This is a genomic window from Streptomyces niphimycinicus, assembly GCF_018883605.1.
Lineage (GTDB): Bacteria > Actinomycetota > Actinomycetes > Streptomycetales > Streptomycetaceae > Streptomyces > Streptomyces niphimycinicus.
This window is the reverse complement of the sequence record NZ_JAHLEM010000402.1, coordinates 1-21,688: the sequence shown is the minus strand read 5'-3', so window position 1 is coordinate 21,688 and position 21,688 is coordinate 1. Positions and strand designations below refer to the sequence as shown.

At 70.5% G+C, this 21,688-nt stretch carries 13 protein-coding genes; 9 read left to right on the top strand and 4 right to left on the bottom strand.

The annotated features are described in order from the left end of the window. The 3 genes from KN815_RS30535 to KN815_RS30525 all read left to right on the top strand — a co-directional run. Window positions 1-265, top strand: a 265-nt coding sequence (locus KN815_RS30535; protein WP_301184664.1) for a ComF family protein, incomplete at its 5' end; no start/stop codon positions are given. Between the two features lie 315 nt (window positions 266-580). Then, window positions 581-1,270, top strand: a complete 690-nt coding sequence (gene hpf, locus KN815_RS30530; protein ID WP_216345103.1) for a ribosome hibernation-promoting factor, HPF/YfiA family — start codon at window positions 581-583, stop codon at window positions 1,268-1,270. 222 nt (window positions 1,271-1,492) lie between these two features. Next, window positions 1,493-2,242 (top strand): response regulator, encoded by a 750-nt coding sequence (locus KN815_RS30525; protein ID WP_216345102.1) that lies wholly within the window; start codon window positions 1,493-1,495, stop codon window positions 2,240-2,242. A 112-nt stretch (window positions 2,243-2,354) separates the two neighbouring features. Here KN815_RS30525 and KN815_RS30520 read toward each other — a convergent pair whose 3' ends face one another. Further along, complete coding sequence (locus KN815_RS30520) at window positions 2,355-3,539, bottom strand: winged helix-turn-helix domain-containing protein (RefSeq protein ID WP_216345101.1); 1,185 nt, start codon at window positions 3,537-3,539, stop codon at window positions 2,355-2,357. Window positions 3,540-3,630: 91 nt separating this feature from the next. After that, the gene (locus KN815_RS30515) at window positions 3,631-4,287 is read right to left on the bottom strand and encodes a GNAT family N-acetyltransferase (protein WP_253209335.1); all 657 of its coding nucleotides are present in this window, start codon (window positions 4,285-4,287) and stop codon (window positions 3,631-3,633) included. A gap of 242 nt (window positions 4,288-4,529) precedes the next feature. Here KN815_RS30515 and secA point away from each other — a divergent pair, with 242 nt between their 5' ends. After that, the gene (secA, locus tag KN815_RS30510) at window positions 4,530-7,403 is read left to right on the top strand and encodes a preprotein translocase subunit SecA (RefSeq protein WP_216345099.1); all 2,874 of its coding nucleotides are present in this window, start codon (window positions 4,530-4,532) and stop codon (window positions 7,401-7,403) included. A gap of 748 nt (window positions 7,404-8,151) precedes the next feature. On the opposite strand, the gene KN815_RS50835 is transcribed toward secA, so the two are convergent. Continuing rightward, window positions 8,152-8,832: an Rv3235 family protein gene (locus KN815_RS50835; protein ID WP_253209334.1), complete on the bottom strand. Its 681-nt coding sequence runs from the start codon at window positions 8,830-8,832 to the stop codon at window positions 8,152-8,154. A 319-nt stretch (window positions 8,833-9,151) separates the two neighbouring features. Between KN815_RS50835 and KN815_RS30500 the strand changes: the two genes are divergently transcribed. Then, window positions 9,152-9,658: a DUF6912 family protein gene (locus tag KN815_RS30500; RefSeq protein ID WP_216345104.1), complete on the top strand. Its 507-nt coding sequence runs from the start codon at window positions 9,152-9,154 to the stop codon at window positions 9,656-9,658. Between the two features lie 35 nt (window positions 9,659-9,693). Further along, on the top strand, window positions 9,694-10,362 hold the full coding sequence (locus tag KN815_RS30495) for an HAD family hydrolase (protein WP_216345098.1): 669 nt from the start codon (window positions 9,694-9,696) through the stop codon (window positions 10,360-10,362). Between the two features lie 193 nt (window positions 10,363-10,555). Here the strand turns inward: KN815_RS30495 and KN815_RS30490 are convergent, their stop codons facing one another. Further along, window positions 10,556-11,122 (bottom strand): DJ-1/PfpI family protein, encoded by a 567-nt coding sequence (locus KN815_RS30490; RefSeq protein ID WP_043241320.1) that lies wholly within the window; start codon window positions 11,120-11,122, stop codon window positions 10,556-10,558. A 562-nt stretch (window positions 11,123-11,684) separates the two neighbouring features. Here KN815_RS30490 and KN815_RS30485 point away from each other — a divergent pair. The 3 genes from KN815_RS30485 (at window position 11,685) to KN815_RS30475 (ending at window position 21,452) form a co-directional block, all read left to right on the top strand. Beyond that, window positions 11,685-16,643 carry an NAD-glutamate dehydrogenase gene (locus KN815_RS30485; protein ID WP_216345097.1) on the top strand — a complete coding sequence of 1,653 codons (4,959 nt, stop codon included), beginning with the start codon at window positions 11,685-11,687 and terminating at the stop codon, window positions 16,641-16,643. A 386-nt stretch (window positions 16,644-17,029) separates the two neighbouring features. Then, complete coding sequence (locus KN815_RS30480; RefSeq protein ID WP_216345096.1) at window positions 17,030-19,291, top strand: bifunctional glycosyltransferase/CDP-glycerol:glycerophosphate glycerophosphotransferase; 2,262 nt, start codon at window positions 17,030-17,032, stop codon at window positions 19,289-19,291. 151 nt (window positions 19,292-19,442) lie between these two features. Further along, complete coding sequence (locus tag KN815_RS30475; protein ID WP_216345095.1) at window positions 19,443-21,452, top strand: glycosyltransferase family 2 protein; 2,010 nt, start codon at window positions 19,443-19,445, stop codon at window positions 21,450-21,452. Window positions 21,453-21,688 lie beyond the last annotated feature (236 nt).

Genomic DNA, 21,688 nt, shown 5'->3' with positions numbered 1-21,688 from the left:
CCCGGCGGTGCTGCGCCAGCGGCGCCGGGTGAGCGACCAGGCGGGGCTGGACGCACGGCAGCGGCGGGCGAATGTGACGGGGGCGCTGGGGGCGGTCCCCGGCAGCGGCCGGCTGCTGGCGGCAGGCCCGGTCGTCCTGGTGGACGATCTGATGACGACGGGGGCCTCGCTCGCGGAGGCGGCGCGGGCGGTGACGGCGGCCGGTGGGCTGGTCATCGGCGCGGCCGTGGTGGCGGCGCCCCTGACGGGTATCAACCGGAACTGAATACGAAGCCACATCGTTGCAGGTGGTAACCGCGGCAAAGCACCTGATCGGAGGTACGTGCCGGTAGGGGGTGCCGACTTCCGACCGGTCGAGCTATGTTCGGTTGTGAGGAAAGGCGAGTGCTATGACTCGCTCATCCGCTTGGCGTGTTTTGCCTGCATTCTGGTGAGGCTTGGAACAAACGGGATTGAGATCCTCTCCGTGGGAAGGAGGAGCTGAAAGCGCCAAGCCGATGGCTCCGGAGGATGCCGGAGCCAAGTGCACAAGGGATGACGCTCCGATACTGACTGGAGCTACCCGGGAACGGAGTTCTGCGTGGACATCGTCGTCAAGGGCCGTAAAACTGAGGTGCCCGAGCGGTTCCGGAAGCACGTGGCCGAGAAGCTGAAGCTGGATAAGATCCAGAAGCTCGACGGCAAGGTGATCAGCCTCGACGTCGAGGTGTCCAAGGAGCACAACCCGCGGCAGTCCGACCGCGCCGACCGAGTGGAGATCACGCTCCGCTCGCGCGGCCCGGTGATCCGGGCGGAGGCCGCCGCGGCCGATCCGTACGCGGCGCTGGACCTGGCGGCCGGCAAGCTGGAAGCCCGGATGCGCAAGCAGCACGACAAGCGCCATACGCGCCGTGGAAACGGTCGCATTCCGGCCAGCGACGTGGCTGTCACCGTGCCCAACGCGGCTCGTATCAACGGGCATGGGGACATCGCCCCCCAGCGCACCGCGGAGACCGTCCCCACCACCCGGATGGGCCCCCTGGAAGTCCAGGGCGAGGGCCCCCTGGTGGTCCGGGAGAAGACCCACGCCGCGGCTCCGATGAGCCTCGACCAGGCTCTCTACGAGATGGAGCTGGTCGGGCACGACTTCTATTTGTTCGTCGACTCCGACACCAACCAGCCCAGCGTCGTCTACCGGCGGCATGGTTATGACTACGGGGTGATTCATCTTCAGCCGGAAGCGTTCGTCGGAGAGGCACCCGGCGGCGCCGGTGGCGCACTCGGCGGCTGACCGGGAAATTCAGCCGAATCCAGCCTGACAAGTAAGCGGTGCCCCGGAGCGCCTGTGCGCCCCCCGGGGCACCGCCGTGCGACGAAGGTAGGAACATTCCGCCGTCCGGGCATGGAATCATGGCCGGGCGGCCAACCGGTGTATCGAATGCACCGGTTGACGCCAGACCGAGTGCACCCAGGGTGCGGACCGCAAGGGCCATGGCCTTCAGGGGGAGGAACGATGGCGGACAGCTTCGGGCCCGTGTCCGACGCCGGTGAAGACCATGGCGTCGGTCCGGACGGGGGCGCGCCGCGCGGCGAACCGCGCAAGGAGCCGATTCGGGTCCTCGTCGTGGACGACCACGCGCTCTTCCGGCGTGGATTGGAGATCGTCCTGGCTCAGGAGGAGGACATCCAGGTCGTCGGGGAGGCGGGGGACGGGGCCGAGGCCGTGGACAAGGCGGCGGATCTGCTGCCGGACATCGTCCTGATGGATGTGCGGATGCCCAAGCGCGGCGGGATCGAGGCATGCACCGCGATCAAGGAGGTGGCACCCAGCGCCAAGATCATCATGCTGACGATCAGCGATGAGGAAGCCGATCTCTACGACGCGATCAAGGCGGGTGCCACGGGCTATCTGCTGAAGGAGATCTCGACCGACGAGGTCTCGACCGCCATCCGGGCGGTGGCGGACGGTCAGTCGCAGATCAGCCCGTCGATGGCGGCCAAGCTGCTGACCGAGTTCAAGTCGATGATCCAGCGCACCGATGAGCGGCGGCTGGTGCCCGCGCCCCGGCTCACCGACCGGGAGCTGGAGGTGCTCAAGCTGGTGGCGACCGGAATGAACAACCGGGATATCGCCAAGGAGCTGTTCATCAGCGAGAACACCGTGAAGAACCACGTTCGCAACATTCTGGAGAAATTGCAGCTTCACTCCAGGATGGAGGCCGTGGTCTATGCGATGCGGGAGAAGATCCTCGAGATCAGGTGAGGGATGAGCCGGAGCCCCGGGTGGGCCGGAGCCCCGGCCGAGCTAGGGCCCGGGGTGAGCCGGAGCCCCGGGTGAGCCGGGACCCCGGCCGGGCGTCCGCCGGGGGTGCGGTTCAGGCGACGGCCGCCGCGAGTGGCGCGGCGAGCTCCGGGCGGTCGACGCGCTCGATCCGTACGGAGTCACAGCCCACCCATTCGGCCGCCTCCCGCAGCGCCTGTGCCATGGGGGCCACGGCCTTCGGCGACTCCAGGGACACCTGCCGGGCGACCAGGGTCTTCCCCTCCCGGGCCGGATCGACCCGGCCCAGCAGCCGCCCGCCCGACAGCAGCGGCATGGCGAAGTAGCCGTAGATCCGCTTGGGCCTGGGCACATACGCCTCCAGCCGATGGGTGAAGCCGAAGATCCGCTCGGTGCGCGCCCGGTCCCATATCAACGAGTCGAAGGGCGACAGCAGCGTGGTGCGGTGCCGGCCGCGCGGCGCGGCGGCCAGCGCCTCGGGGTCTGCCCAGGCCGGCCTGTCCCAGCCCTCGACCGTCACCGGCACCAGCCCCGAGTCCGCGATCACCGCGGCCACCTGCTCGCCCTTGAGCCGGTGGTAGTCGGCGATATCCGCCCGGGTGCCGACGCCCAGGGACTGCCCGGCCAGCCGGACCAGCCGGCGCAGACACTCCCGGTCGTCCAGGTCGTCATGGAGCAGGGCATCCGGCACGGCGCGCTCCGCCAGGTCGTACACCCGCTTCCAGCCGCGCCGCTCGACGCACACCACCTCGCCGAACATCAGCGCCCGCTCGACCGCGATCTTCGCCGCCGACCAGTCCCACCACGGCCCGCCGTTCTTGGCCCCGCCCAGCTCCGTCGCGGTCAGCGGGCCCTCGGCGCGCAGTTGCTTGACCACCGTCTCGTACACCCCGTCCGGCAGCTCGTGGTGCCAGTGCGGACGCAGGCGGTAGGCGCGGCGCCGGAAGGCGAAGTGCGGCCACTCCTCGATCGGCAGCACACAGGCGGCGTGCGACCAGTACTCGAAGGCGTGGGTGTCGCTCCAATAGGCCGACTCGACGGTCTTACGGCCGACCGCGCCCAGCCGTGCGTACGGAATCAGCTCATGCGAGCGGGCCAGCACCGAGATCGTGTCGAGCTGCACCGCGCCCAGATGGCGCAGCATGCCCCGCACCCCGCCACGCCGGTCGGGGGCGCCCAGCAGCCCCTGGGCGCGCAGCGCGATCCGGCGCGCCTCGTCGGCGGAGAGCGTGGCCTCGGGTGTGCGGTCCACGGCGGACCCGGTGGCGGCGTTCGTCATGCGCGCCACCGTAGTAGCACCCACTGACAACGCCGCCCAGGCCGCCGAGCCCCGCCCGCTACCGAGGGCCGACGGCCCCTTACGGCCTCTCTCAGACCGCTGACGGCGCCGTGGACGCCCGGCCGGACCCCTCGGAAGCCCGAGGCGCGTTGGCCGCCTCCGGCGCCTTGGCGGGCAGATACGGCGTCGTCGACGGCAGCCCCCAGTCGGAGGGCAGCAGCGCGCCCCGCCAGGCGTCCCGCCGCGTCCCCTGGTGGACGATCCGGGCGCGGTCCGTCCCCTCCATCCGGAAGCCCACCCCGAGGGCGACCGCCCGCGAGCCCTCGTTCCCGGCCTCGCTGCACCACTCCAGGCGCTCCACCCCGAGCCGGGTGAACGCCCACTCGATCACGGCCCGCGCCGCCTCGTCCGTATAGCCGCGCCGCCGGTGCTCCCGGACCGTCCAGTAGCCCAGCTCGGCCTGGTGCTCGAGGCTGCGCAGATGGGCCAGCCGCACCAGGCCCATGGCGCCGACAAGGGCGCCGTCACTCTTGGTGACCACGGCGAAGTCGTAGGTCACGTCGTCGCGCCAGTTCTCCGGGCAGATCCGGCCGGTGAAGTCCTGCGCGTGCGCACGTTCGTACGGGGAGGGCACGGTGGTCCATCGCTGGATGTCCGGGTCCTGACAAGCTGCGAAGACCGCGTCCGTGTCGATGGGCCGGAAGGGGCGCAGGACCAGACGCTCGGTGGTGAGGGTGACAGGCTCCATGCGTCCCGAGTCTGCGCCGCCGTCGTCACTCACCGCGAGCGGTTTCCCCGAATTCGAGGGCACCTGGGGGAGCTCTCGGGCGTTGACACGGTGAGGTGACATCCGGTCCTCGTGGTGACGGACCTCCCGGCGTGCCGGGGTCTGTCTTACGATGGCCGTTGCGGCGGGGCCTGCGCCCCTTGACAATGCCGCGCCAGCGCACCCCGACCGTGCCAGGCCCGACCGGCAAGGAGCCAGCCTACGTGTCCGTCCTCAACAAGCTCATGCGTGCAGGCGAAGGAAAGATCCTGCGCAAGCTGCACCGCATCGCGGACCAGGTCAATTCCATCGAAGAGGACTTCCTGTCCCTCTCCGACGCCGAGCTGCGCGCCCTCACCGACGAGTACAAGCAGCGGTACGCCGACGGTGAGAGCCTCGACGACCTGATGCCCGAAGCGTTCGCCACGGTGCGCGAGGCGGCCAAGCGGGTGCTCGGCCAGCGCCACTACGACGTCCAGCTCATGGGCGGCGCGGCGCTGCACCTCGGGTATGTCGCCGAGATGAAGACCGGTGAGGGCAAGACCCTGGTCGGCACCCTCCCGGCGTATCTGAACGCGCTGTCGGACAAGGGCGTCCACCTCATCACGGTCAATGACTACCTGGCCGAGCGCGACTCCGAGTGGATGGGCCGGGTGCACCGGTTCCTCGGCCTTGAGGTCGGCTGCATCCTCGCCAACATGACCCCGGCGCAGCGCCGTGAGCAGTACGCGTGCGACATCACCTACGGCACCAACAACGAGTTCGGCTTCGACTATCTGCGCGACAACATGGCGTGGTCGCAGGACGAGCTGGTGCAGCGCGGCCATAACTTCGCGATCGTCGACGAGGTCGACTCCATCCTGGTGGACGAGGCCCGTACGCCGCTGATCATCTCCGGCCCGGCCGACCAGGCCACCAAGTGGTACGGCGACTTCGCCAAGCTGGTCACCCGGCTCAGCAGGGGCCAGGCCGCCGAGCCGCAGAAGGGCGTGGAGGAGACCGGGGACTACGAGGTCGACGAGAAGAAGCGCACCGTCGGCATCCATGAGTCCGGTGTCACCAAGGTCGAGGACTGGCTGGGGATCGACAACCTCTACGAGTCGGTCAACACCCCGCTGGTCGGCTACCTCAACAACGCGATCAAGGCCAAGGAGCTCTTCAAGAAGGACAAGGACTACGTCGTCATGGACGGCGAAGTCATGATCGTCGATGAGCACACCGGCCGTATCCTCGCGGGCCGCCGCTACAACGAGGGCATGCACCAGGCCATCGAGGCGAAGGAAGCGGTGGAGATCAAGGACGAGAACCAGACGCTCGCCACGATCACCCTTCAGAACTTCTTCCGCCTCTACGACAAGCTCTCCGGCATGACCGGTACGGCGATGACCGAGGCCGCCGAGTTCCACCAGATCTACAAGCTCGGCGTGGTCCCGATCCCGACCCACCGCCCGCTCGCCCGGATCGACCAGTCCGACCTGATCTACCGCACCGAGGTCGCGAAGTTCGACGCGGTGGTCGACGACATCGCCGAGAAGCACACCAAGGGGCAGCCGGTCCTGGTCGGCACCACCTCCGTGGAGAAGTCCGAGTACCTCTCCCAGCAGCTCGCCAAGCGCGGGGTGCCGCATGAGGTGCTCAACGCCAAGCAGCACGACCGGGAGGCGACGATCGTCGCCCAGGCCGGCCGTAAGGGCGCCGTGACGGTCGCGACCAACATGGCCGGCCGTGGTACCGACATCAAGCTCGGCGGCAACCCCGACGACCTCGCCGAGGCCGAGCTGCGCCAGCGCGGTCTGGACCCGGTGGAGCACTCCGAGGAGTGGGCCGCCGCGCTGCCCGCCGCCCTGGAGAAGGCCGAGGCCGCGGTCAAGGCCGAGTTCGAGGAGGTCAAGGAGCTCGGCGGGCTGTATGTGCTGGGCACCGAGCGCCATGAGTCGCGCCGGATCGACAACCAGCTCCGCGGCCGCTCCGGCCGTCAGGGCGACCCCGGCGAGTCCCGCTTCTACCTCTCGCTCGGCGACGATCTGATGCGGCTGTTCAAGGCGCAGATGGTCGAGCGCGTCATGGCGATGGCGAACGTCCCGGACGACGTCCCGATCGAGAACAAGATGGTCACGCGGGCCATCGCCTCCGCACAGTCGCAGGTCGAGCAGCAGAACTTCGAGACCCGTAAGAACGTCCTGAAGTACGACGAGGTCCTGAACCGGCAGCGTGAGGTCATCTACGGCGAGCGCCGCCGCGTCCTGGAGGGCGAGGACCTCCAGGACCAGGTCGGCCACTTCATGGACGACACCATCGAAGCCTATGTGCGGGCCGAGACGGTCGAGGGCTTCGCCGAGGAATGGGACATGGACCGGCTGTGGAGCGCCTTCAAGCAGCTCTACCCGGTCAGCGCGACGATCGAGGAGCTGGAGGACACGGCCGGGGACCGCGCCGGGATCACCGCCGAGTTCCTCGAAGAGTCCATCAGGGACGACATCCACCAGCAGTACGAAGCGCGTGAGGAGCAGCTCGGCTCCGAGATCATGCGTGAGCTGGAGCGGCGGGTCGTGCTCTCCGTCCTGGACCGCAAGTGGCGCGAGCACCTCTACGAGATGGACTACCTCCAGGAGGGCATCGGGCTGCGCGCGATGGCCCAGAAGGACCCGCTGGTCGAGTACCAGCGCGAGGGCTTCGACATGTTCCAGGCCATGATGGAGGGCATCAAGGAGGAGTCCGTCGGCTACCTGTTCAACCTGGAGGTCCAGGTCGAGCAGCAGGTCGAGGAGGTTCCGGTCGAGGCGGCGGACGAGAAGGTCGCCCTCGCGAAGGATGTGGAGGACGCGGCGGTGCCGGCGGGCGCGTCGGCCGCGCCTGGCGCGCCGGGCGCGGGCTCCTCCGGTTCCTCGGGTCGCCCCGAGATCCGCGCCAAGGGCCTGGAGGCCCCGCAGCGGCCGGACCGGCTGCACTTCTCCGCTCCGACGGTGGACGGTGAGGGCGGTGTCGTCGAGGGCGACTTCCCCAATGGTGAGACGCCGCCGGCGCCTCGGTCGGAGGCGGATGGGTTGACGCGGGCGGAGCGGCGTAAGGCGCAGAAGGGGCGGCGCCGGAAGAAGTAGTCCGGCGGGGCTTTGGTTGACGGGCCGGGGCGCCGCGCGAGAGCGCGGCGCCCCGGCCCGTCGCGTTGTGGGCGTATGCGTGGCCGTGGCCGTGGCCGTGGCCGTGGTTGTGGGCGTGTGGGGTGCCCGGCGGGTCTTTCCCCTACCCGCCCCTTCCCGAAACCGGGGCCCGGCCCCGGCCCCCCGCCGGGGCTCCGCCCCTGGGCCCCGCTCCTCAAGCGCCGGAGGGGCTAGACATACCGGCCCGCGCGTACGGTCGCGCCCTTCCCCGCTCCTCAGGTGCCGGAGGGGCTGGATTGGTTCCTCGTCCCTTCCCGATGCCGGGGCCTGGCCCCGGCCCCCGCTGGGGCTCCGCCCCTGGGCCCCGCTCCTCAAGCGCCGGAGGGGCTAGACATACCGGCCCGCGCGTACGGTCGCGCCCTTCCCCGCTCCTCAGGTGCCGGAGGGGCTGGATTGGTTCCTCGTCCCTTCCCGATGCCGGGGCCTGGCCCCGGCCCCCGCTGGGGCTCCGCCCCTGGGCCCCGCTCCTCAAGCGCCGGAGGGGCTGGAATGGCTCCCCGCCCCCCGAAACCGGGGGCTTCGCTCCTCAAGCGCCGGAGGGCTGGGTTCAGGCCACGGGGCCTGGGGCGAAGCCCCGGTTTGGGGGAGGCGTCCTGGGTGCCGGGGTTTGGGGCGGAGCCCCGGTATGCGGCGGGGCCGCATCGATGCTGCGGGAAGTGGCGGGGCGGGGAGCCGCGTGCGGCAGGTGTCACGATCCGTCGGGCACCATCTGGGCGAGTGGGCCGAGGTCGATGGCGGCGCAGCGCCAGCGGGCGTCGGCGCCGAGTTCCAGCCGGAACGCGAGCGCGCTGAGCCGGTCTCCGGAGGCGATCCGGGCGAACGCCTCGATGACCCCATGCCGGGGCTGGTACTCGCCACAGCGCCGTACGACGGGCGCTGTGGCGCGTCCTGCGGCGGGGCGCAGCGGGGCGTGCGGGGCGAGTTCGATCAGCCGGTCGTAGGCGGCCGGGAGGGCGTGCCCGAGGAGGGTGTGGACGGGGCGCTGACCGCTGAGGGTGAGCACCAGCCGGTTGGCGAACCAGTAGCGCGGCAACCGGTCCCGCTGCCGACACGCCGCGGCGGCGGCCGCACTGCGCGATACGGCCGCGGCGCGGGTGACGGTGAGGGGCGTGGGGGTTGTGGGGGGTGTGGTGGTGGGCCGTGCGGCTACGCCGTGCGATGCGGGGGTGCCGCTGGTGATGGTTGTGTTGTGCGGGGCGGGTGGGGTGGGTGGTGTGGTGGGTGGTGCTGCTGTGGTGGGGGTGGTGCGGGGGCGGCGGGGGTCCTTGCGGGGTGGGGGGCCGCTTCGGCCCGGTCCGCTGCCGCCGCGTCGTCGTACGCCCTCCCCGGTCGTCGTGGCCCGATCCGTTGCCCGGACGCCCTCGCGCATGCTTCTCGCCCCGTTCCTCTCCGACCCGGCCGAATACCGGGCGGTAGCTTTCGTCCGAGAGTCTTCTACCGGGGGGTTTTCGGCCTCCGCAATGAGCGCGGCCCCCGGTCGCGGTCGATGCCGCGGTTCACCTATTCGGGGCATGCGGGTGCTCATCGGCCCTGGTCGCGGGGTCGGGCAGGGTTTGTGCCGGGCTTTGTGCGGTGCCCTGGCGCCGCGTCCTCCGAAAGGGGACCACCGGGCCTTTGAAGAAGGCTCGGGGCAGCGGACGGGCAACCGTATGCTGAGAGCCTATTGGTCTCTGATGAAAGCGGCAGACATGCGCGTCTACGTCCCCCTGACCCTCTCCGCTCTCGCCGAGGCGCATAAGGAGGGCCAACTGGGGCCGACGCCGTTGACGGCCTATGCGGTCACCCCCGCGCTCCGCGAGTGGTACGTGTCGGACGACATCGAGGAGCTGGAGTACGCGGCGCTGAGCCGGGCCGCGCAGGCGTCGCTGCGGCTGCTCGCGGTCGACCCGCGCGCGCCCCGCCGTCGGGTCGTGGTGGCCGTGGATGTGCCCGACGGGCAGGCGGTGGCCGATCCGGACCGGGGGCTGGACCAGTCCGCGCTCGGCGAGGTGCGGATCAAGGCCGCCGTACCGCTGGCCAAGGCCGCCGCCGTGCATCTGGACGCCGATGACGCCGAGCGCGACATCGCCGCGGCCGCCGACGCGCTGGGCGCGGCGGACCTCGGTGACGACGACGCGCAGTTCACCGTGGACGGCGCCGAGGACCATGAGCTGCTCTGGTACGCCACCCAGGAGATCCCCAATCTCATCGAGTGATGCCCGCTGTCGGACCCGGCAGGTACGGTCGTGGAATGGGGAAGAACCACGTGACGCACCTCGTCTGGGACTGGAACGGCACACTGCTCCACGACATCGACGCCGTGATCTCGGCGACGAACGCGTCGTTCGGGGAGATCGGCCTGCCGCCGATCACCCTCGAGCGCTATCGCGACCTGTACTGCGTCCCGGTCCCGCGCTTCTATGAGCGGCTGATGGGACGGCTGCCCACCGACGAGGAGTGGGCGGTCATGGACGAGGCGTTCCACCGGCACTACTGGGCGCTGGCCGAGAGCGCCGGGCTGGCGATCGGCGCCCGGCAGTTGCTCGTCGAGTGGCAGGAGGCGGGGCTCACTCAGTCGTTGTGCTCACTGGCCCCGCATGAGCATCTGGTCCCGCTGGTGCGGACGCATGGCATCGAGCGCCATTTCGTCCGGGTGGACGGCCGCGTCGGCGAGAGCAACACCGGCAAGGCCGAGCAGATGATGCGCCATATCACCGAGCTCGAAGGGGTGCCCCCGCAGCGGATGGTGGTGATCGGGGACGCCGTGGACGACGCGGTGGCGGCACGCCATGTGGGGGCGCGGGCCGTGCTCTACACGGGCGGTTCGCACAGCCGGGCCAGTCTGGAGGCGGCCGGGGTGCCGGTCGTGGACACGCTCGAGGAGGCCGTACGGGAAGCCGAGCGCATGGCCGACGAGTAGTACGAGTAGCAGGCCGGAGCTAGTGCGAGCAGTAGGCCGGAGCGCGCCCCAGTAGGCCGGAGCGGGCCCGTTCTGGGCTCCTCGGGCCCGTCCTGGGCTTCCTTGGGCCCGTCCTGGGCTTCCTCGGCGTCCGTCTCGGGCTTCACCACCCCGTGCGCCCCCTCTTGCCTCCCTACGCCGCCTCCACCACCCCTCACACCACCGGCGCCTTCGTCCGCAGCACCGCCAGGAACTCCCGCATCCACGCCGGATGGTCCGGCCAGGCCCGTGAGGAGACCAGCGAGCCGTCCACCACGACCTCCGCGTCCTGGTACTCCGCCCCCGCCGCCTGCATATCCGGCTCCAGCGCCGGATACGCGGTGACCCGCCGCCCGCTCAGGCCGCCCACGGCCGCCGTGAGCAGCGGGCCGTGGCAGATCTGCGCCACCGGCTTGTCGGCGTCGAAGAACGCCTTGCAGATCTTGCGCAGCTCGGGATCGTTGCGCAGATACTCCGGGGCCCGGCCGCCCGGGATCACTAGGGCTCCGTATTGACCCGGGTCGACCTCGGAGAAGGCGAGGTCGGCGGGGAGCGTATAGCCCGGCTTCTCGGTGTAGGTGTCGAAGCCCTCCTCGAAGTCATGGACCACGAGGCGCAGCGTCTTGCGGGTCGGGGCCGCGATATGGACCTCGTACCCCTCCTCGCGCAGCCGCTGGTAGGGGTAGAGCACCTCCAGCGATTCGGCCGCGTCGCCGGTCACCAGAAGGATCTTCGCAGTCATGCCATTCGTGCCACCCATGCCGCCCACCTCCGCCTTCATGTCCACGCTTACCACCGTCTGACTGCCACCGTCTGACTACCACCGTCCCGATCACGGTGCATCCGCGCCGGCGCGTTGCCAAGAGGGCCCCGGAGGACACAGCCACAAGAGGGCCCCGGAGGACACAGCCAGAGGACACGAGAGGGCCCCGGAGAACGTGGGCCGCACATCATCGGTTCGCGCGCGCCCGTGGTCGCTGTCCATTTCGTCAAACTTCAGGGCTCGGTTTTGTACACGAACGGCTCATGACGACCCCCTGGGGCGGAGCGATAGCCTTACTGCGTGATCAGCGCGATAGTCCGTGAGGGCAACGAGGCCCTCGCTCCGCGCCCGGAGCCCCACCGGCCCCGGGCCCGAGCCGCCGCTGACCCGTGGCGCGTGGGTTCTTGGTCACTTACGGCCCAGTACACCCCGGCCATTCCCCGATCCGGCATACCGTCGTCAACGACCGGATTTTTCGCGTCGCGGCGTCATGCCACCGCCATCGATGTCACGCAACGGCGCGCGACAGGAGCCAGAGGACATGCAGACCAAGCTGGACGAAGCCAAGGCCGAGTTGCTCGAACGGGCCGCCCGGGTCGCTGAGAACAGCCCTGCCGGGGGAAAACCGGTTCAGGGCCCAGGACCGGAGACCCTGACCGCATACCTCCAGCACTACTACCTGCACACGCCTCCGGAGGACCTCGCCGACCGCGACCCGGTCGACGTCTTCGGGGCGGCGCTCTCCCACTACCGGCTCGCCGAGGTGCGTCCGCAGGGCACGGCGAACGTCCGGGTGCACACCCCGACCGTCGAGGAGCACGGCTGGACGTGCAGCCACTCCGTGGTCGAGGTGGTCACCGATGACATGCCGTTCCTGGTCGACTCGGTCACCAATGAGCTCACCCGCCAGGGGCGCGGCATCCATGTCGTGATCCACCCGCAGGTGATCGTGCGCCGTGACATCACCGGCAAGCTGATCGAGCTGCTCGATGTCTCCCCGGAGGGCCCGGCCAGGAAGAAGCTCCCGCATGACGCGGTCGTGGAGTCCTGGATCCATGTCGAGACCGACCGCGAGACCGACCGCGGCGATCTGAAGCAGATCACCGCCGATCTTCTGCGCGTCCTGTCCGATGTCCGCGAGGCGGTCGAGGACTGGGAGAAGATGCGCGAGTCCGCGCTGCGCATCGCCGAGGGCCTGCCGGATGAGCCCAAGGCCGCCGAGGTCCGCGAGGAGGAAATCGAGGAGGCCCGTGAGCTGCTGCGCTGGCTCGCCGACGACCACTTCACCTTCATCGGCTTCCGCGAGTACGAGCTGACGCAGGTCCCCACCGAGGCCGGTGGCGAGGAGGACGTGCTGACCGCGGTGCCCGGCACGGGCCTGGGCATCCTCCGCTCCGATCCGCAGCACAAGGACACCGACGAGAGCACCCCCGGGGGCCCGGGGTCGCCGTCCTTCAACCGGCTTCCGGCCGACGCCCGTGCCAAGGCGCGCGAGCGCAAGCTGCTGGTGCTGACCAAGGCGAACAGCCGCGCCACCGTCCACCGCCCCTCGTATCTCGACTACATCGGCGTGAAGAAGTTCGACGCCGAGGGCAATGTGATCGGCGAGCGCCGCTTCCTGGGGCTGTTCTCCTCCGCCGCGTACACCGAGTCGGTGCGCCGGGTTCCGGTCATCCGCCGCAAGGTGGTCGAGGTGCTCGCGGGCGCGGGCTTCGCGCCCAACAGCCACGACGGCCGGGATCTGCTCCAGATCCTGGAGACGTATCCGCGCGATGAGCTGTTCCAGACCCCGGTCGACCAGCTCCGCTCGATCGTCACCAGCGTGCTCTACCTCCAGGAGCGCCGCCGGCTGCGGCTGTTCCTCCGCCAGGACGAGTACGGGCGCTACTACTCCGCGCTGGTCTATCTGCCGCGTGATCGTTTCACCACCGATGTGCGGCTGCGGCTGACCGACATCCTGCTGGAGGAGCTGAGCGGCCGCCCGCCGGTCGACTTCACCGCCCTGCACACCGAGTCGGTGCTCTCGCGGCTGCATTTCGTGGTCCGCCTCCAGCCCGGCACCGAGTTGCCCGATCTCACCGACGCCGATGTGGAGCGGATCGAGAGCCGGCTGATCGAGGCCGCCCGCTCCTGGGCCGACGGCTTCGCCGAGGCGCTGGTCTCCGAGGTCGGCGAGGAGCGCGCGGCCGAGCTGCTGCGCCGCTATCAGCACGCCTTCCCCGAGGGGTACAAGGCGGATCACACCCCGCGCGGCGCCGTGGCCGACCTCCAGCATCTGGAGCGGCTGAAGGACCGGGGCAAGGACTTCGGGCTCAGCCTCTACGAGCCGGTGGGCGCGGCCCATGCCGAGCGCCGCTTCAAGATCTACCGGGCCGGGGCCCAGATCTCGCTGTCCGCGGTGCTCCCGGTGCTCAACACCCTCGGTGTCGAGGTGGTCGACGAGCGCCCGTACGAGCTGCGCTGCTCGGACAAGACCACCGCCTGGGTCTACGACTTCGGGCTGCGGCTGCCGCTGCGCGAGGGCGAGGCGCTGGCCGACGATGCCCGTGAGCGCTTCCAGAACGCGTTCGCCGCGGTGTGGACCGGCCAGGCCGAGAGCGACAACTTCAACCAGTTGGTGCTGGGCGCCGGGCTGGACTGGCGGCAGGCGATGGTGCTGCGGGCCTACGCCAAGTATCTGCGGCAGGCCGGCTCCACCTTCAGCCAGTCGTACATGGAGGACACCCTCCGCAACAATGTGCACACCACCCGGCTGCTGGTCTCCCTCTTCGAGGCGCGGATGTCGCCGGAGCGGCAGCGGGCGGGCCTGGAGCTGACCGACGCCCTGCTGGAGGAGCTGGACGCGGCGCTGGACCAGGTGGCCTCGCTGGACGAGGACCGCATCCTGCGCTCGTTCCTCACCCTGATCAAGGCCACTCTGCGGACGAACCACTTCCAGAGCAACGGGGACGGTCGGCCCCACGACTATCTGTCGATCAAGCTGGATCCGCAGGCCGTGCCCGATCTGCCCGCGCCCCGCCCGGCGTACGAGATCTGGGTGTACTCGCCGCGGGTCGAGGGTGTGCATCTGCGGTTCGGCAAGGTCGCGCGCGGGGGCTTGCGCTGGTCCGACCGGCGTGAGGACTTCCGTACCGAGATCCTCGGCCTGGTCAAGGCGCAGATGGTGAAGAACACCGTCATCGTGCCGGTGGGCGCCAAGGGCGGCTTCGTCGGCAAGCGGCTGCCGGATCCGTCCGTCGACCGCGACGCCTGGATGGCCGAGGGCATCGCCTGCTACAAGACCTTTATCTCCGGTCTGCTCGACATCACCGACAACCTGGTCGCGGGCCAGGTCGAGCCGCCCAAGGACGTGGTCCGCCACGACGGGGACGACACCTATCTCGTCGTCGCCGCCGACAAGGGCACCGCGACCTTCTCCGACATCGCCAACGACGTGGCCCAGTCGTACGGCTTCTGGCTCGGGGACGCCTTCGCCTCCGGCGGCTCCGCCGGATACGACCACAAGGGCATGGGCATCACCGCCCGCGGCGCCTGGGAGTCGGTCAAGCGCCACTTCCGCGAGCTGGGCCATGACACCCAGACCCAGGACTTCACGGTCGTGGGCGTCGGCGACATGTCCGGCGATGTGTTCGGCAACGGCATGCTGCTGAGCGAGAACATCCGGCTGATCGCCGCCTTCGACCACCGGCATATCTTCCTGGACCCCAACCCGGACGCGGCCACCTCCTACGCCGAGCGCCGCCGCCTGTTCGAGCTGCCGCGCTCCTCGTGGGAGGACTACGACACCAAGCTGCTGTCGGCGGGCGGCGGCATCCACCCCCGTACGGCCAAGGCCATCCCGATCACCCCGCAGGTGCGGGCCGCGCTCGGCATCGAGAAGCGGGTCGCCAAGATGACCCCGGCCGATCTGATGAAGACGATCCTCAAGGCCCCGGTCGACCTGCTGTGGAACGGCGGCATCGGCACCTATGTCAAGGCGTCCACCGAATCCCACGGCGATGTCGGCGACAAGGCCAATGACGCGATCCGGGTGGACGGCCAGGATCTGCGGGTCAAGGTCGTCGGCGAGGGCGGCAACCTGGGTCTGACCCAGCTCGGCCGCATCGAGTTCGCCGCGGGCGGCGGCCGGATCAACACCGACGCGATCGACAACAGCGCCGGGGTGGACACCTCCGACCACGAGGTGAACATCAAGATCCTGCTCAACGCCCTGGTCACCGAGGGCGACCTCACCCTCAAGCAGCGCAACAAGCTGCTCGCCGAGATGACCGACGAGGTCGGCGCGCTGGTGCTGCGCAACAACTACGCGCAGAACGTGGCCCTGGCCAACTCCGTCGTCCAGGCCCCCAGCCTGCTCCACGCCCACCAGCGGCTGATGCGCCGCCTGGGCCGGGAGGGACGGCTGGACCGGGCGCTGGAGTTCCTGCCCACCGACCGCCAGATTCGCGAGCGGCTCTCCGCCGGGCGCGGTCTGAGCCAGCCCGAGCTGGCCGTGCTGCTCGCCTACGTCAAGATCACGGTGGCCGATGAGCTGATCACCACCGGGCTGCCCGACGACCCGTATCTCCAGCGGCTGCTGCACGCCTACTTCCCGCAGGCGCTGCGGCAGCGGTTCCCCGAGTACATCGACGGCCACGCCCTGCGGCGCGAGATCATCACCACGGTGCTGGTCAACGACACGCTCAACACCGCCGGGACGACCTTCCTGCACCGGATGCGGGAGGAGAGCGGGGCCTCCACCGAGGAGGTCGTGCGCGCCCAGACCGCGGCCCGCGCGATCTTCGAGCTGAACCAGGTGTGGGACGAGGTCGAGGCGCTGGACACGGTCGTCGACGCCGATATCCAGACCAGGATGCGGCTGCACTCGCGGCGGCTGGTCGAGCGCGGCACCCGCTGGCTGCTCAACAACCGGCCGCAGCCGCTGGAGCTCGCCGAGACCATCGACTTCTTCGGCGAGCGGGTCGCCGCGGTCCGGGCGCAGTTGCCCAAGCTGCTGCGCGGCTCCGACATCGAGTGGTACCAGCGGATCTACGACGAGATCACCGCGGCGGGCGTCCCGGAGGACCTGGCCACCCGGGTGGCGGGCTTCTCCTCGGCCTTCCCGACGCTGGACATCGTCGCCATCGCGGACCGCACCGGCAAGGAGCCGCTGGCGGTCGCCGAGGTCTACTACGACCTGGCCGACCGGCTGCGGATCAGCCAGCTCATGGACCGGATCATCGATCTGCCGCGGGCCGACCGGTGGCAGTCCATGGCCCGGGTCTCCATCCGCGAGGACCTGTACGCGGCCCAGGCCGCCCTGACCTCCGATGTGCTGTCGGTGGGCAACGGCGGCTCCACGCCCGAGCAGCGCTTCAAGGCGTGGGAGGAGAAGAACGCCGCGATCCTTCAGCGTGCGCGCACCACGCTCGATGAGATCCAGTCGTCGGAGACCTTCGACCTGGCCAATCTGTCGGTCGCGATGCGGACGATGCGAACGCTGCTGCGTACGCATAGCTGATCCTCCACCGAGCTGACACCGCGCCGCCCGGGGCTCCGCGCCCCGGGCGGCGCGGTGCGTCCGAGCCATGACCCCGCGGCGACGCACGGCCCATGCGCCGCACGTGTCCACGACATCGGGCCAGGGCCCGGGTGCCTGGACGGCGCGGCGCCCGGGACGCCGTACGTCCGTGAAGCGCGGCGCCGCGCCAATGTGGAGGGAAGGCCGCGGGAGGAGGATGTGGCAGCTCCGGCGCCCCCGGCGGATTTCATGTCCGCCGGGGGCGTTTGTCACCCGCTTGGGCGTCCGTCCAACGATCGAGCGGGCATACCGGGACGAACCCACCTAGCGTGGGTGGTCAGTGAGTGCTTCGCGCCTCGAACCGCCGTCGCGTCCCGAGGAGCCATATGCCCCGCTTCACCATCGTCATCGCCGCCTATCGCGTCCAGGGCTATCTGAGCGCCTGCCTGGATTCCGTGCTGTCGCAGTCGTGTCAGGACGTGGAGGTGGTCGCCGTCGACGACTGTTCACCGGACCACTGCGGCGCGATCATCGACGCGTACGCGGCGCGCGACAGCCGGGTCGTGCCCGTGCACCAGCGGGTCAACTCCGGGCCGGGCCGGGCCCGTAACGCCGGTGTCGAGCGGGCCCGCGGGGACTATCTGCTCTTCCTGGACGGGGACGACACGCTCGCCCCAGGCACCCTCCAGGGCCTCGCCGACCGGCTCGCCCTCACCCATGACCCGGAGATCCTCTACTTCAACCATGTGCGCACCTACTGGTCGGAGCGCCGCGCCCCCAGCCTCTTCGGGGAGCTGCTGGCCTCGGCGGGCACCGATGTCTTCTCCGTCGTCGAACGCCCCGAATTCCTGCGGCTGTTCGCGATGTCGTCCAATCGCGTCTACCGCCGGGATTTCTACACCCGCCATGGCTTCGCGTTCAGCGAGGGTATTTACGAGGACGCCCTGCTCTCGTACAAGACGATGCTCACCGCGCGGCGAATAGCCTGTGTCGATCTGGTGGGCCTGGAATACCGGCAGCGGCGGGTCGGGGCCAGCACGGGAAGCCCCGGGGAGAAGCATTTCGTCATCTTCCAGCAGTACGCCCGGCTCTTCGACTTCCTGGACGACCACCCGCAACTGGACCCGCTGCGCCCGCTGCTCTTCGAGCGGGCCGTCTCCCATTTCCTGTTCTGTCTGGACCGGACGTCCCGGGTGGCGACGGCGGACCGGCCGCGCTTCTTCGGGCGGGCCGCCGCGTGGTACCGCGGCCGGCTGCCCGCCGGGTTCACCCCGCCGGCCCCGGGCCGCTGGCGCTTCGAGGCGCTGGCGTCCGGCTCCTTCCTCCGCTACCGGGAGCGCGAGATGGGCGTACGGGCGGCGGCCGGGGCCCGCAAGCTGCGCCGGACCGTCCGGCCGCCGCTGGCCGCACGCGCCAAGCGGGGCCTGTACCGGCTGCACCGGCAGCGCCCGGTCGACCCCCATCTGGCCGTCTACTCCGCGTACTGGGGCCGTGGGGTGCTGTGCAATCCGGGGGCGATCTACCACAAGGCGCGGGAACTGGCGCCGGAGATCCACGGGGTGTGGGCGGTCAAGCAGTCGGAGATCGAGTCCCTTCCGGAAGGCGTCGACTACGTCGTCACCGGCACCCGCGACTTCTACCGCACGGTGGCCCGCGCCAAATACCTCATCAACAACGTCAACTTCCCCAATGAGGTGGTGAAACGGCCGGACACGGTGCATCTCCAGACCTTCCATGGCACCCCGCTCAAATGCATGGGACTGGACCAGCAGCGCTATCCGGCCGCCGCGGGCGGCATGAGTTTCGGCAATCTGCTGAAGCGCATCGACCGCTGGGACGTCGCCCTCTCCGCCAATCCGCACTCCAGCCAGATCTGGGAGCGGGTCTACCCCGCCGCCTACCGGCTGCTGGAATACGGATATCCGCGCAATGACGTCTTCTTCACGGCGTCGGAGGAGGATATCGCGCGGATCCGCGGCGAGTTGGGCATCCCGGCCGGGAACACCGCCCTCCTCTACGCGCCCACCCTCCGCGACTACCAGAAGGGGTTCACCCCCCGGCTGGACCTGGAGCGGCTCAGCCGCGAACTCGGCCCGCGGACCACGCTGCTGGTGCGGGCCCACTACTCCTACCGGCCGCAGGACCATCTGTCCCGGCTCCAGGAGGCAGGGCTGGTGATCGACGTCTCCGGCCACCCGTCGGCGGAGCAACTGTGCCTGGCGGCCGACGCGCTGATCACCGACTACTCGTCGATGATGTTCGACTACGCGCTGCTGGACCGCCCCATCGTCATCTACGCCGACGACTGGGACATCTACCGGTCCTCCCGCGGGGTCTACTTCGACCTCCTCTCGGGATCCCCCGGCGAGACCCCGGGAGCCGTCGCCCGCACCGAGCGGCAACTGGCCGAGGTCTTCCGCGAGGGCCGCTGGTGCGACGCGGACGCGACCGCGCTGCGCACCGCCTTCCGGGCCCGCTTCTGCCCGTTCGACGACGGCCACGCGGCCGAACGCGTCGTACGGACCCTGATGCTGGGCCAGGACGATGCGGCGCTTCCTCTCGCGCCCGCGCCGCGGACCCGGCCCCTGCCGGCCGGTGGCGACAGTGCCCCGGCGGGGCCGCGCGGCGGCGTCCTCACCGCCGAGTGACTCCGGCGCCCGACCGTCGACCCCGACGTTCGACGCCCGACCGTCGACCCCGACCCCCGACCCCCGACCGACCCCCGACCCCCGACCGACCCCCGACCCCCGACCGACCCCCGACCCCGACCCGTCGAGAGCCCGGAGTCAGGAGGCCGTCATGCCCGCCGTATCCCGACCTCGTGTCAGTGTGATCATCCCCGCCTACAACGCCCTGCCGGAGCTGACCCGCGCCGTCACTTCCGCGATGGACCAGACCCTGGGCCCGGACCGGGTCGAGATCATCGCGGTGGACGACGGTTCGACCGACGGCAGCGGCGAGGAACTGGAGCGGCTCGCCCGCATCTGCTCCGCGCTGCGCGTCATCCACCAGGAGAACTCCGGCTGCGCGGGCATCCCCCGCAACACCGGACTGGACCACGCCCGGGGCGACTTCGTCTTCTTCCTCGACTCCGACGACTATCTGGGGCCGGACGCGCTGCGCCGCATGGTCGCCATGGCCGACGCCCACGGCACCGACATCGTGCTGGGCAAGATCGCCTCCGTGGGGGGACGGGCCGTGCCCCGGGCGGTCTTCCAGCACAATCAGCCCCGTACCGACGTCTTCTCCTCCCACGCCTATCTGACCCTGGGCCCGTGGAAGCTGTTCCGCCGCTCCCTCATCGAGCGGCTGCGTCTGCGCTTCCCGCCCTACCGCAACTGCGAGGACAAGCCGTTCACCGCCGCCGCCTACCTCAACGCCTCCGGTATCTCGGTGGTGGCCGACTACGACTGCTACTACGTCCGCTACCGCGAGAACCGCAACAACCTCACCCTCACCGCCGCCGATCTCGCCCACCGCATGGACGGCACCCGGCTGTGCTTCGAGACCGTGGCCCGCTATCTGGAACCGGGCCCGCGCCGGGACCAGATCATGCGCCGCCATGTGGAGTGGGAGCTGTGCGGTCCGCTGCGCGCCCTGCTGCCGCGCGAGAGCGAACAGGAGGCGCGGGAGCGGTTCTTCCCGGAGTTCCGGCACTGGGCGAGGACATGGGTGAGCGACGCCCTCTTCCAGCGGCTCGACGCCCCCGACCGGCTGCTGATCCAACTGCTGCGCGCCGACCGCTTCGACGAGGTGCTGACCGTGGCCCGGAACGCGGGGCGGGACGCTCGGCGCGGCCATCTCGTCGACAAGGGCCGGGTCTACTGGCTCCATCCGTACTTCCGGGACCATGCCGCCGCCGTCCCCGACGTCTGCTTCGACGTCACCGACCGGCTGCCGGTCCGGCACCACCTGGAGGCGGCGAGCTGGCACGGCGGGACGCTGCGGCTGGCCGGCCACGCCTATATCGAGGACGTCGACGCCCTGGACCCGGCCACCGAGATCGTGCTGCGCAAGTACCGGTCCGACCGCCCCGAGGTGCGGGTGCCCACCACGCCGTGCCTGTCCGCCAACCCGCTGCCCGGGGAGGGGCGGCGGTACGAGATGGCGGGCTTCACCGCCGAGATCGACCCGGCCACCGCCGACGGCGGGGCCCCGCTGGAACGGGGGCTGTGGAACATCTACCTGGACGTCCGCGCCCAGGGCGTCAGCCGTACGGTGCGGTTCGGCAACCACCGCGAGGGCGGTGAGGTCACCCATCCCTCCCGGCGCCGCGTCACCTCGTCCCAGGGGGCGGAGGTGGTGGTGCCGTACTACACCCCGTACGGCAATCTCTCGCTCGACGTCGGCGAGGTCGCCCATCCCTTCGACCCGCCCTGCCAGGTGCTCCGCACCCTCTGGCGCACCCGGAGCACCCTGCTGGTCGGCGGACGGCTGACCGAGGAGGCCGCGCGGGACGGCGGGACGCTGCTGCTGCGCGCCGAGGGCGGCACGGGCACGGTGCACGAGGTGCCGGTGCGCTGTGAGCCCGGCGGCCCCACGTCCGTCTTCACCGCCCGGCTGCCGGTCGGCAGGCTGGGCACCGGCCGCTGGACGCTGACGCTGATCATGGACGGCCCGGGTCAGGACGCGCCGCGCCGCTCCGCGGTGGTGCCGTACTTCGACCGGCTGGCCGCGACCCGCTGGCTGCGCTTCGGCTGCCGTCCGTACTACGCCAAGCCGGTGGCTCTGGGCCCGGCCCGGGCCCTGGTCCTGGAGGTGGCTCCGATCAAGGTCGCCACGGGGGTGCGGCGGCGGCTGCGGGGGTGAGCGGCGACATGGTTCGTCACCACGCAACCGGTGGGAGGTCATGATTCGTCACCACGCAGCCGGGAGGTCATGGTGCGTCACCACGGCAGCCGGTTGCGTACGGCGGCGAGCAGCCGGACCGGCGCCACCCGCAGCTCCAACGTCACCTCGCCGCGCCCCATCAGCGGCTTCGCGTAGTACGGACGGCCGCGGCGCACCCAGCGGGCGCCGGGCAGCCGGGCGGGCGGCGGCACCGG